This is a genomic window from Myxococcus sp. AM009 (genome assembly GCF_013372605.1).
Lineage (GTDB): Bacteria > Myxococcota > Myxococcia > Myxococcales > Myxococcaceae > Myxococcus > Myxococcus vastator.
In genome coordinates, this window is sequence record NZ_JABXEP010000115.1 from 1 (window position 1) to 12,289 (window position 12,289).

General features: G+C 69.2%; 10 protein-coding genes. 6 read left to right on the forward strand and 4 right to left on the reverse strand.

Annotation, left to right across the window (positions count from 1 at the left end; genetic code table 11):
* Positions 1-181: 181 nt before the first annotated feature.
* A complete protein-coding gene (carB, locus tag HV824_RS24940) occupies positions 182-3,433 on the forward strand; it encodes a carbamoyl-phosphate synthase large subunit (protein WP_176415407.1) in 3,252 nt (1,083 codons plus the stop codon).
* 9 nt (positions 3,434-3,442) lie between these two features.
* On the opposite strand, the gene HV824_RS24945 is transcribed toward carB, so the two are convergent.
* On the reverse strand, positions 3,443-4,528 hold the full coding sequence (locus HV824_RS24945) for an NADH:flavin oxidoreductase (protein ID WP_176424410.1): 1,086 nt from the start codon (positions 4,526-4,528) through the stop codon (positions 3,443-3,445).
* A gap of 220 nt (positions 4,529-4,748) precedes the next feature.
* Between HV824_RS24945 and HV824_RS24950 the strand changes: the two genes are divergently transcribed.
* Positions 4,749-5,900 (forward strand): fatty acid desaturase, encoded by a 1,152-nt coding sequence (locus tag HV824_RS24950; protein WP_176424411.1) that lies wholly within the window; start codon positions 4,749-4,751, stop codon positions 5,898-5,900.
* 15 nt (positions 5,901-5,915) lie between these two features.
* Here HV824_RS24950 and HV824_RS24955 read toward each other — a convergent pair whose 3' ends face one another.
* A complete protein-coding gene (locus tag HV824_RS24955; protein ID WP_176415410.1) occupies positions 5,916-6,398 on the reverse strand; it encodes an SRPBCC family protein in 483 nt (160 codons plus the stop codon).
* Between the two features lie 29 nt (positions 6,399-6,427).
* Complete coding sequence (locus HV824_RS24960; RefSeq protein WP_176415411.1) at positions 6,428-6,907, reverse strand: hypothetical protein; 480 nt, start codon at positions 6,905-6,907, stop codon at positions 6,428-6,430.
* Between the two features lie 205 nt (positions 6,908-7,112).
* Between HV824_RS24960 and HV824_RS24965 the strand changes: the two genes are divergently transcribed.
* Entirely contained in the window at positions 7,113-7,826 is a 714-nt protein-coding gene (locus HV824_RS24965; protein ID WP_255208322.1) for a ferritin-like domain-containing protein, read from the forward strand.
* A gap of 22 nt (positions 7,827-7,848) precedes the next feature.
* Positions 7,849-8,454 (forward strand): peptide deformylase, encoded by a 606-nt coding sequence (gene def / locus HV824_RS24970; protein WP_176424413.1) that lies wholly within the window; start codon positions 7,849-7,851, stop codon positions 8,452-8,454.
* A gap of 17 nt (positions 8,455-8,471) precedes the next feature.
* Here def and HV824_RS24975 read toward each other — a convergent pair whose 3' ends face one another.
* On the reverse strand, positions 8,472-8,966 hold the full coding sequence (locus HV824_RS24975) for a PaaI family thioesterase (RefSeq protein ID WP_176424414.1): 495 nt from the start codon (positions 8,964-8,966) through the stop codon (positions 8,472-8,474).
* 31 nt (positions 8,967-8,997) lie between these two features.
* On the opposite strand from HV824_RS24975, the gene HV824_RS24980 reads away from it, so the two are divergent.
* Both HV824_RS24980 and HV824_RS24985 read left to right on the forward strand, forming a co-directional pair.
* Entirely contained in the window at positions 8,998-9,855 is an 858-nt protein-coding gene (locus tag HV824_RS24980) for an MBL fold metallo-hydrolase (RefSeq protein WP_176424415.1), read from the forward strand.
* 400 nt (positions 9,856-10,255) lie between these two features.
* A complete protein-coding gene (locus tag HV824_RS24985; RefSeq protein ID WP_303623440.1) occupies positions 10,256-12,265 on the forward strand; it encodes a transporter substrate-binding domain-containing protein in 2,010 nt (669 codons plus the stop codon).
* The last annotated feature ends 24 nt before the right edge of the window (positions 12,266-12,289 follow it).

Consider the following 12,289-nt stretch of genomic DNA (forward strand, 5'->3'; position numbering starts at 1 on the left):
TCCTGGGCGAGGGCGGGGGACGCGAGCGAAATGAGCAGTGCCAGGGACCAGTGGCGCATGGAACCTCCGTGGGCGGCGGAGCCTAGCAGAGGACAGCGGGCGGGGCCCGGCGTCCGTGCGAGCGGGCGGCTTCAACACAGTCCTCGCATGTGGGGGCGGAGGTTGGTATGGGGGCGCCCCGATGCCCAAGCGTACCGATATCCGCAAGGTTCTGGTGATTGGCTCGGGTCCGATTGTCATCGGGCAGGCCGTCGAGTTCGACTACTCCGGTACACAGGCCATCAAGGCACTCCGGGACGAAGGCGTGGAGGTGGTGCTGCTCAACAGCAACCCCGCCACCGTGATGACGGACCCTGAGTTCGCGCATCGCACCTACATCGAGCCCATCACGGTGGAGGCGGCGGAGCGCATCCTCGCCGCGGAGCGGCCGGACTCGCTCCTCCCCACCATGGGTGGCCAGACGGCGCTCAACCTCGCCAAGGCGCTGGCGGAGCAGGGCATCCTGGCGAAGTACGGCGTGCGCCTCATCGGCGCGTCCCTGGAGGCCATCAACAAGGCCGAGGACCGCCAGCTCTTCAAGGCGGCCATGCAGAAGATTGGCGTGGCTCTTCCCAAGAGCGGCTACGCGACGACGCTGGACCAGGCGATGCAACTGGTGGAGGACATCGGCTTTCCGGCCATCATCCGCCCGTCCTTCACGCTGGGCGGCACCGGTGGCGGCATCGCGTACAACCGCGAGGAGTTCGAGACCATCTGCCGCTCGGGCCTGAAGGCCAGCCCCACCACCACCATCCTGGTGGAGGAGAGCGTGCTGGGCTGGAAGGAGTACGAGCTGGAGGTGGTCCGCGACACGGCGGACAACGTCATCATCGTCTGCTCCATTGAAAACCTGGACCCCATGGGCGTGCACACCGGTGACTCCATCACCGTGGCGCCCGCGCAGACGCTGACGGACCGCGAGTACCAGCGGATGCGGCAGGCGTCGCTGGCCATCATCCGGGAGATTGGCGTCGACACGGGCGGCTCCAACATCCAGTTCGGCATCCACCCGAAGGACGGCCGCATGGTCGTCATCGAGATGAACCCGCGCGTGTCGCGCTCCAGCGCGCTGGCGTCGAAGGCGACGGGCTACCCCATCGCGAAGATCGCCGCGAAGCTGGCCCTGGGCTACACGCTGGACGAGCTGCGCAACGACATCACCCGGGACACGCCGGCCTCGTTCGAGCCGACGCTGGACTACGTGGTGGTGAAGGTGCCGCGCTTCAACTTCGAGAAGTTCCCGCACGCGGACCGGACGCTGACCACGAGCATGCGCTCGGTGGGCGAGGTGATGGCCATTGGCCGCACCTTCCCGGAGGCGTACATGAAGGCGCTGCGCTCCATGGAGTTGGGCCGCGTGGGCCTGGAGTCTCCGGAGCTGCCCGCGGAGAAGGAGGAGCGGGAGAAGGTGCTGCGCGAGGCGCTGCGCATCCCCCGCCCGGAGCGCCCCTGGTTCGTGGCCCAGGCCTTCCGCGAGGGCATGACGGTGGAGGACGTGAACGCGTTGTCCGCCATCGACCCGTGGTTCCTGCGCTACATCCAGATGCTGGTGAACGAGGCGCAGTCGCTGCAGGAGTACGGCCGCCTGGACCAGCTCCCGGATGACGTGCTCCGGCAGGCCAAGGCGCACGGCTTCTCCGACAAGTACCTGGGCAAGCTGCTGGGCTACCCGGAGGATGAGGTGCGGGCGCACCGGCACGCGCGCGGCATCCGGCCCGTCTTCAAGCGGGTGGACACCTGCGCCGCGGAGTTCGAGGCGTACACGCCCTACCTGTACTCCACCTACGAGGAGGAGGACGAGGCGCCCCCCACGGACCGCCAGAAGGTCCTCATCCTGGGCAGCGGCCCCATCCGCATCGGCCAGGGCATCGAGTTCGACTACGCCTGCGTCCACGCGGCCTTCGCCCTGCGCGAGGCCGGCTACGAGACGGTGATGGTCAACTGCAACCCGGAGACGGTGTCCACCGACTACGACACGTCGGACCGCCTGTACTTCGAGCCGCTGACCATCGAGGACGTGCTCGAGGTGTCCCAGCGGGAGAAGCCGGTGGGCGCCATCGTCCAGTTCGGCGGCCAGACGCCGCTGCGCATCTCCGTGCCGCTGGAGAAGGCGGGCCTGCCCATTCTTGGGACGCCGCCGGACGCCATCGACCGCGCGGAGGACCGTGAGCGCTTCTCCAAGCTCATCGAGAAGCTGGGCCTGAAGCAGCCGGAGAACGGCGTCGCGCGCAGCCACGCGGAGGCCTTCAAGGTGGCCGAGCGCATCGGCTACCCCGTCATGGTGCGGCCCTCCTACGTGCTGGGTGGCCGGGCCATGGAGACCGTCTACGACGTATCCAGCCTGGAGCGGTACATGCGCGAGGCGGTGAGCGCTTCGCCCGAGCACCCGGTGCTCATCGACCGCTTCCTGAAGGAAGCCATCGAGGTGGACCTGGACCTGGTGGCGGACCGCACCGGCGCGGTGATGATTGGCGGCGTGCTGGAACACATCCAGGAGGCGGGCGTGCACTCCGGTGACGCCGCGGCCACGCTGCCGCCGCACTCGCTGTCGCCGGACCTGGTGGAGCGGATGAAGGACCAGGCCATCGCCCTGGCGCGCGAGCTGGGCGTGGTGGGCCTGATGAACGTGCAGTTCGCCATCCAGGGGAAGACCATCTACATCCTGGAGGTGAATCCGCGCGCGAGCCGCACGGTGCCGTTCATCTCCAAGGCCACCGGCGTGGCGATGGCGAAGATCGCCGCGCTCTGCATGGTGGGCAAGACGCTCCAGGAGCTGGGCGCCACGCAGGAGCCGGAGTTCAAGCACGTGGCGGTGAAGGAGAGCGTGTTCCCCTTCGCGCGCTTCGCGGGCGTGGACGTCATCCTCGGGCCGGAGATGAAGTCCACCGGCGAGGTGATGGGCCTGGCGAACGACTATGCGTCCGCCTTCGCCAAGAGCCAGCTCGCCGCGGGCGTGAAGCTGCCCAAGAGCGGCAAGGTGTTCATCTCCGTCAAGGACGACGACAAGCCGGCGGTGGTGGACCTGGCGCGTCGCCTGCGGAGCATGGGCTTCTCGCTCATCGTCACCGCGGGGACGCACACCTACCTGGCGACGAAGGGCATCGAGGCGCAGGTGGTGCAGAAGGTGAAGGAGGGCCGCCCGAACATCGTCGACAAGATTGTCGACGGCGAAATCGTGCTGGTCATCAACACCACCTTCGGCAAGCAGGAGATCGCCGACAGCTTCTCCATCCGCCGCGAGTCGCTGATGCACTCGGTGCCGTACTACACGACGGTGCAGGCGGCGCGCATGGCGGTGGGCGCGCTGGAGTCGCTCAAGCGCGCGGACCTGGAAGTGAAGCCGCTCCAGGAGTACCTGGGCATCACCGCGGCGCCCCCGGGCACCCGGCGCTGACACGCGGCCTCAGGTGGGCTGGTCCGTCACGAAGCCGCGCCAGTTGCGCATGTAGTTCACGAAGACGTCGGACAGGCCCTCGGCGTTGAGCGCGCTGGGGGACAGCGGCGGCACCTGGAGCGCGACGCCTCGCTGCACGCGGCGCGGCCAGTCATGATTCGCGATGGCCGCGCGGCCCACGGCCACGGCGTCCGCGCCGCGCGCGAGCTGGGCCTCTGCCTCCTCGCGCGTGCGCACCTCGCCAGCGACGACGATGCGAACACCGGGGCCCACGGCCTGCCGGAAGAGCGGCGTCGCGTGCTGCTCAGGCCGCTTCCGGGTGTTGAGCGCTGCCTTCCACAGGGACAGGTGGAGGATGTCCACGCCCTCGCTCGTGAGCATGCGCGCGACCTCCAGCGACTCGTCCAGGTCCAGGCCCTTGGCCTGCCCCGCGTCCTCCGGTGACAGGCGCACGCCGAGGACCAGGGAGGGCGCCGCGCGCCGCACCGCGCGCACGGTCTCCTGCAGCAGGCGCCAGCGGTTCTCCAGCGCGCCGCCCCAGCGGTCCTGCCGGCGGTTGAAGACGGTGCTCAGGAACTGCGAGAGCAGGTAGCCGTGCGCGCCATGGAGCTCCACGGCGTCGAACCCCGCCTCGGCGCAGCGGCGCGCCGCGCTCGCGAAGGCCGCGATGGCGCCCTGGATGTCGGCCTCGGTGGCTTCGCGGCAGCGGAGGCCGTCCGCGTCATACGCGCTGGCGCTCCACACCTCGCGCTGGCTGACCTCGGCGTTGGCGCGCAGTCCGCCGTGGAAGAGCTGCGCGGAGAGCAGGGCGCCCCCTTCATGGATGCGCGCGGCCAGGCGCTTCAGCCCGGGCAGCATCGCGTCGTCGTGCACGCCCAGCTCTCCTGGCCACGTCTTGCCGTCCTGCGAGACGTAGGCGGCGCACGTCTCCACCATGCCGAAGCCGCCGTCGGCGCGCATCGCGAGGAAGCGAAGCTCCGCGTCGGAGAGTGAGCCATCGGGATGGCTCTGGGTGTTCGTCAGGGGCGCCAGCCAGATGCGGTTGGGCGCGATGACGCTCTTTCGGAGCTCGAGGGGCGCGAACAGGTCTGTCATGTCGGAACCTTGCTTTCGAAGGGCGTGAGTCGCCACCCCGTGGGGGCGGACTCAGAGTGCGGGGTATAACCCGCGCTTCGTGCCTCCGCATGGCCTCAAGCGGAAGCAGGGGCCGAGGGAAAGCGTGGCTGGACGCCCGCGGACCCTGGCGGCTACCTTTCGCGCCGCGCCGTTGCCTCCTTCCCCCTCGCGCCACCTCCGTGACCCAGGAGAGCTCTTCATGCCGTCCCAGCCCGCCCCCGACTTCGACATTTCTTCCGTGGACGTGGAGGGGTTTCTCCGTGAGCTGAAGGCGCTGCGAGAGCAACTGGACGCATCGCTCGGCGAGGCGGATGCGGCGCACCTCCGGAAGATTGAGCGCTGGGGCAGGGCGGCCACCGTGCTGGGCGCGGCGACGTGCTGGCTGGCGCCGAACCCGCTCAGCGCGGCGGCGCTCAGCGTGGGGCGGTCCACGCGCTGGCTGCTGATGCACCACGTGGGGCACCGGGGCTATGACAGGGTGCCGGGACTGCCGGCGTCTCGCACGGGCAAGGGCTTCGCGAAGGGGCGCCGCCGCTACCTCGACTGGCTCGACTGGATGCTGCCGGAGGCCTGGGTGTTCGAGCACAACGTGCTCCACCACTCGCACACCGGCGAGGACGCGGACCCCGACCTCCTGGAGCGCAACGCGGAGGGGACGCTGCGCAACCCGGAGCGCTCGCTGGCGCTGCGGTACGTGCAGCTCGCGCTGCTCGCGCTGACGTGGCGGGCCAGCTACTACGCGCCGGAGACGCTCAGCTCGCTGCGCCGCAAGGGCCGACGCAAGGGTGGGGACCTGACGCGCGAGGAGCTGAAGGAGCTGCTGCTGAGCTGCTATCTGCCGTATTCGGCCGTGCAGTTCGGGCTCTTCCCGGCGCTCTACCTGGTGCTGGGGCCGTGGGCGTCGTTCAGCGCGTTCTGCAACTCGGTGATGGCGGACGTCCTCACCAGCCTGCACACGTTCCTGGTGGTGGGCCCTAACCACACGGGTGAGGACCTGTACCGGTTCGACTCGAAGCCGGAGAGCCGTGGCGAGCGCTACGTGCAGCAGGTGATTGGCAGCGCGAACTACCGGACGGGCGGAGACCTGAACGACTTCGCCCACCTGTGGCTGAACTACCAGATTGAGCACCACCTCTGGCCGGACCTGCCGATGCTGAAGTACCGGGAGGTGCAGCCGCAGGTGAAGGCGCTCTGCGCGAAGTACGGCATCCCCTACGTGCAGGAGAGCGTCTGGACTCGCGCGAAGAAGATGGTGGACGTCGTGGTGGGCAAGACGTCCATGCGGAAGCTCTCGCCGAAGCGCCAGGCCGGTGATGCCGGAGTGGCGGCGGCGCCTGCTCCCGCGGCGTGAGGCACGGGCGTTCGGCTACCTGGTGTAGGCCGCGAGGTTCGCCAGGGTCGAGGTCAGTCCCTCGATGTGGTCCTCCTGGCGAATGCCTTCGGGCACGTCTTCACAGGTGATGGTGACGCGGGTGCCCCCGGCGACGGGCGTCAGCGTCCAGGTCATGGTCATCGTGCCCGCGTAGGCGGGGTCATCCGATTCGAACGCGAATCGCTGCACGACGCGTTCGTTGGGGACGAGCTCCACGAAGAGGCCCTCGACGACGTCCTCGTGCGCGGAGGTCTTCCCGGGCGCGCTGTGGTCCGCGGTGTCGTAGGACAGCGTCATCCGGTACGTCCCGCCCGCGCGGGGTTCAAACGCGTGGACGTGGCCCTTCATGCCTTTCGGTGGGAGCCACGTCGCCACGGCCTCGGGCTCCACGAAGGCCTGGTAGAGAGCCTCTGGCGAGGCCGCGATGACTCGTGAAGCCGAGTCGGTTCTCTTCCCCGGGCCTGTCGTGTCCGTCACTCGGTCATCCTGTTCGTGGGCGGGGCGACTCACGCGCGCCGCGTGGTGCGTGCCAGCGTCTTTCGCGGTGGTGCTTCGGCGGCGTCGTGCCGGACGGCCTCGACGTCCACCACGCGGGAGCCATCTGGCGGAACCGGCGGGCCCAGCGTCACCACGAGCACGCGGTAGGACTCCTCCAGCCGCTTGTGCAGCTTGGAGAAGATCAGCTGGGCGGTGCCGGGCATGTCCTCGGTGTACGTGAAGTACCAGCGCAGCTCGTCCAGGCGGCCGTAGAAGTGGTCCACCACGGCTTGCTCCTGTTCGGGCAGGTGGATGAGCTGGTCGAACGCGCCGCTGGCGTACCGCGACGCGATGGAGTCCAGGAGCGGTTCGCGGCTGCGCAGGCGGGAGAAGAGCGCGAACATCTCATCCTGGCGGGCCTCGAGCCTGCGCATGATGCCCGCGGCGTCCATCGCGAGCAGGTTTCGGACGCGGGAGGCCAGTTCATCGGCCTTCTTGCGACGAGCCATGGCGCGTCAGCCTAGCATCAGCGTGGACGCGCCTGCGTCCGCACCGTGCGCTGCCCACCGCAATGACTCGCTGCGACAAATGCTTCCTTTCGCGCGGCCTGTCTCGCACGTCGGCTACGCTCAGGGCTTCGAGGCCACCATGAACGACGCTCCTGATGATGGCTGTCCGGCCGACCCGGGCCTGCCCCGAAGACCGGGGAGAACGATGCCGGCCGCGCTCCGGCAGCTCGTCGCGGAGACCTGGGTCTTCCGCAGGCAGGGGGAGTTGGACGCGAGCCTGCGCTTCGCCCGGCTGGCGGGAGCGCTCAAGGCGCTGACCACTCCCGAAGCGCTGGTGGAGCTCGCGCGCCGCGCGGCGGAGGACGAACGGCGCCACGCGGGCATGTGCGAGCTGATGGCGCGCGCCTACGGGCAAGAGGTGATGCCGCCCGTGCCCCTGGTGGCGCGGGAGACCGCGCCGCGAGACCTCGGCCTTCGCGAGCGAGTGCTCTACGAAGTCGTCGCCGCCTGCTGCATCTCGGAGACAGAGAGCACGGCCGGGTTGACCTCGGTCCTGGCAGTGGAAGGACCGCCGCGGGTGCGCGCGGTGCTTCGGGACATCCTTCGGGACGAGGTCGCGCACAGCCGCCTGGGGTGGGCCTGCCTCACGCATGCCGCCGAAGCGGGCGACGTGTCGCTCCTGTCGCCGTACCTGCCTGAGATGCTGGAGGAGAGCGTGTCGCCCAGGCTCTTCGCGAAGGGCCTGTCCGCTGCGGACAGCGCCACGCTCCTGGCGCACGGCGTGCTGCCGCATGCGCGCAAGCTCGAGGTGTTCATCCAGGCCCTGCATGACGTCGTCTTCCCTGGTCTGGAACGGTGCGGAGTGGACACCACCCCCGGACGGCAGTGGGTGGAGCGCCGTCGTCAGTCCGGCGCGTAGCGGGCCCTGCTACGCTGGCGGCATGGTGCTCAAGATTGTCCAGGCGGGGGACCCGGTGCTGCGGCGCAAGGCGCGCGATTTGACGCCGGAGGAGCTTGCCAGCCCGGAGACGGCGCGACTCATCGAGCAGATGCGCGACACCATGCGGGACGCGCCCGGTGTCGGGCTGGCGGCGCCCCAGGTGGGCGTGGGCCTGCGAGTCGTCGTCATCGAGGACCGGGCCGAGTATCAGGCGGGCCTGTCGGAGAGGGAGCTGGCGGCGCGAGGACGCAGGCCCGTTCCCTTCCACGTCCTCATCAATCCCAGGCTGGTGGTGGAGGACGCGGCACCCGCGGAGTTCCACGAAGGGTGCCTGAGCGTGGCGGGCTTCGCGGCCCTGGTGTCGCGCGCCAGCGCCGTGCGCGTGGAGGCGCTCGATGAGCACGGCCAGTCCGTGACAATCCAGGCCCGGGGCTGGTACGCGCGCATCCTCCAGCATGAGCTGGACCACCTGGACGGCGCGCTCTACGTGGACCGGATGGAGACCCGGAGCTTCAGCACCGCGGAGAACCATCGCCGGTACCAGATGGGGCGCGGCGCCGCGGAGCTGCGCGCCGAGCTGGGCCTGCCAGTGCCCGACAAGGGGTAGGGCTCGGGGCTGTCGCGTCAGCCTTCGCGGCCGTGCGCCGCGGCCTTCAACCGGGCCGTGTCGACGCGGACGAAGATGGAGTCGCCCACCGCGGTCAGCGTCTCGCCGGCGAAGACCTCACAGAGGACTCGGCTCTTGCGTCCGACTTCGCCCTCCACCCGCGCACGGAGGGTGAGTGGGACGCCCATGGGCGTGGGCTTGATGAACTTCACGCCCAGGCTCCCGGTGACGCATTCGATGGCCGGCGAGCTGCCAGGTGAGCGGCCTTCCGCGCGGTAGTGGTACGCCATCGCCGTCCAGTTCGAGTGACAGTCGACCAGCATGGCAATCAACCCGCCGTAGACGAGGTCCGGCCAGCCGCTGTACCGGTCATCGGGCGTGTGGCGAGCCACCACGTGGATGCCGTCCTCATCCCAGTAGCTCTGGATGTGCAGGCCGTGAGGGTTCTTGCTGCCGCAGCCGTAGCAGATGCCTTCCGGCGCGACGACTTCCTGAAGAGAGGCGTTTTCCATATAGGGCCCTGACTGGAGGGGAGTCGCAACGATGCGTACATCGCTCACTGAAGTCCAGGCAGGTCCCTACACGGTCCGAGGCGTCTCCGTGGGCGGCGTGTACACGTCGCTCCAGGTGCCCGAGCTGGACGTGGTGCTCGACGTGGGGCTGCCCATTCGTTCCTTTTGTGGCTCGGACCGCATCTTCCTGAGCCACGCGCACCCGGACCATGCCAGCGGGCTGGGCTCGCTGCTCGGCATCCGCCGGCTCATTGGCAAGGGGGCACCCCAGGTCTTCCTGCCCGCGGAGATCGAGGAGAACGTCCAGGCGTCGCTCGCCGTGATGTCGCGCCTGCACCACACCTCCATGGAGGTGGACACGGTGCCGATGTTGCCGGGGGACGTGCGGCCCCTGGGGCATGGGCTGTTCGTCCGCGCGTTCCGGACGCATCATCCGGTGCCGTCGCTCGGGTATCAGTTCTTCCGCCGGGTCGCGAAGCTCCGTCCCGAGCACCAGTCACTGCCGCCTCAGGAGATCGCCAGGCGCAGGCAAGCGGGCGAAGCGCTCTTTGACGAAGTGGAGCGGCTGGAGCTGGCCTACGCCACCGACACCGTGTCTCGCGTCCTGGACACGGAGCCGAGCCTGTTCGACTCGCGAGTCCTCATCCTCGAGTGCACCTTCGTCGACGCGCACCACTCCGTGCAGGACGCCCAGGCAAAGGCGCATCTCCACCTGGACGAACTCCTCGCGCGCGCGGACCAGTTCCGCAACGAGGCACTGGTCCTCATGCACTTCAGCCAGGCGCTTCCTCCTGACGCCGTCCATGCCACGTTGCGCGCGCGGCTGCCGCCGTCGCTGGCTGAACGCGTCCGCGTCTTCGCGCCCGAAGCGGGTCGTTGGTTCGGGTGAGCCGCGCACTCAACGTGAGTGCGCATGTGTGCGCGTCCGCCGCGCTTCGGAATCCACCCGGCAAGTCAAGGCCAGGGGTGGGTTCAATCGACCGTGCGGAATCGGGTAGAGATTTACGCCGAGGGTGTTCGAGCGCCTCCGTCCTGGGGGCGGCGCGTCGCGGACATCCGTGCCCAGGGGGTACATCCTGATGCCGTTGGTCCGTCCAAGCCCGTCGTCCGCGCGGTGGCTCGTCTCCGCCGCCCTGTTCCTGTTGGTCGCTTGCAAGAAGGAGTCTGCGGAGGCTCCGGCGAAACCGCCGGCACCTGCTTCAGCGGCCTCGGCGAACCCGGAGGATTCACCTTTTCCGGAAGCGGCCCTTGCGCCCACGGGCGCCACCACGGAGTCGGTGAGCGCGCGGATGAAGGAGCCTCCGTTCAAGGGAGACCTCCCGGAGCTCCAGAAGCGGGGCGTGCTGCGCGTGTTGGTGGAGGGCACCGACGAGGACTTCCTCCCGCGCCAGGGCATGCCCAAGGCGCAGGACCGGGCGTTGTTGGAGCGCTTCGGGGCGAAGCACGGACTGGCGGTCGAGTTCCTCACCGTGGACAGCTTCGACAAGCTCATCTCGCTGCTTCAGGAGGGCCACGGGGACGTCATCGCCGCCGACCTGGCGGTGACGAAGGACCGGGAGAAGCAGGTCGCCTTCACGCGCCCCCTGACGCGAGTCAACGAGGTCGTCGTGGGCCGCCGGGGCGCGGACAACCTGCCGCGGAAGGTGGAGGACCTGGCGGGCCGCACCGTTCACGTCCGCGCCAGCTCCACCTTCGCCGCGTCGCTCCAGGCGCTGGCGAAGAAGGAGGCCCCGGGGCTCGTCATCGCGGAGGCCCCTGAGTCCGCCGAGCCCGAGCACCTGGTGTGGCAGGTGTCGCGCGGGGAGCTTCCCCTGACGGTGGTGGACAGCCACCTGCTAGCGGCCATCGAGACGTACAACACGGATGTGGAAGGACTCTTTCCCGTCGCCAAGGCCCGTCCGCTGGCGTGGGCCATGCGGCTGGAGAACCCGAAGCTCCGCACCGCGCTGAACACGTTCCTGGTGGAGTTCGCCCTCACGGAGTACCGCGAGAAGCGGTTCACCGGGGACCTGGACGGCATCCGCAAGCGTGGCGTGCTGCGCGTGCTCACGCGCAACAGCGCCGTCAGCTACTACCTCCACCGCGGCGACCAGGCCGGCTTCGACTACCACCTGGCGAACATGATCGCGAAGGAGCTCGACGTCCGGCTGGAGATTGTCGTGCCGCCGACCTTCGACCAGCTCATCCCGTGGTTGAGGGAAGGGCGCGGGGACCTGATCGCCGCGGCGATGACGGACACCGCGGCCCGCCGGGAGTTGGTGTCGTTCAGCCGCCCGTACCTCTACACGGACGAGGTGCTGGTCCAGCGCAGCGGAGCCCCCAAGCTCGCGTCGCTGGAGGCGCTGAAGGGGAAGACGGTTCATGTGCCGAAGGGCACCAGCCACGCCGCGACGCTGAGCGCCTTGAAGGGCGCGCACGGCTTCAACGTCGTCGAGGAGCCCGAGGACCAGGAGATCAGCGCGCTCCTGGACCGCGTGGCGCGCGGCGAGATTCCGTACACCATCACCGACAGCCACATCCTGGCCGCGGAGCTGGTGTTCCGGGATGACGTGGAGGCCGCCCTCACGCTGCCGGGGCAGGGCGAGCCTGCTGGGAAGGACGGCCACTACGGCATCGCCTTCGCCGTCCGGAAGGAGAACGCGAAGCTGCAGGCGTTCCTCGATGGCTTCGTGAAGAAGACGTACCGGGGCGTCGAGTACAACATGACGCGCCGCCGCTACTTCGAGGGCCGCCGCCACCAGCCGCCCCCGACGAGCCTCGCGACGGCCGAGGGCAGCATCTCGCCCTACGACCCCCTGGTGCAGTCGTACTCGGCGCGGTACGGCCTGGACTGGCGGTTGATGGTGGCGCAGATGTTCCAGGAGAGCCGCTTCAACCCGAAGGCGCGCAGCTACGTGGGCGCCCAGGGGCTCTTCCAGGTGATGCCCGTCACCGGGAAGGAGCTGGGCTTCGTCAAGCTGGAGGACCCGGAGCAGGGCATCCACGCGGGGGTGAAGTACATGCACCAGATGCTGGGCCGCATCGCTCCGGAGATTCCCTTCAAGCAGCGGCTGCGCTTCGCGCTGGCCTCCTACAACGCGGGGCTGGGCCACGTCCTGGACGCCCGCCGGCTGGCCATCGAGCAGGGGTTGGATCCGAACAAGTGGTACGGCAACGTGGCGAAGGCGATGCTGCTGCTCGAACAGCCGCAGTATTTCCGGCGAGCCCGTCACGGCTATGTCCGCGGCTCCGAGCCGGTGAAGTACGTGTCGGAGATCCAGACGCGGTACGGCAACTACGTGGCGGTGGTGCAGCACTGACCTCCCGTCACTGGGTTGCACATG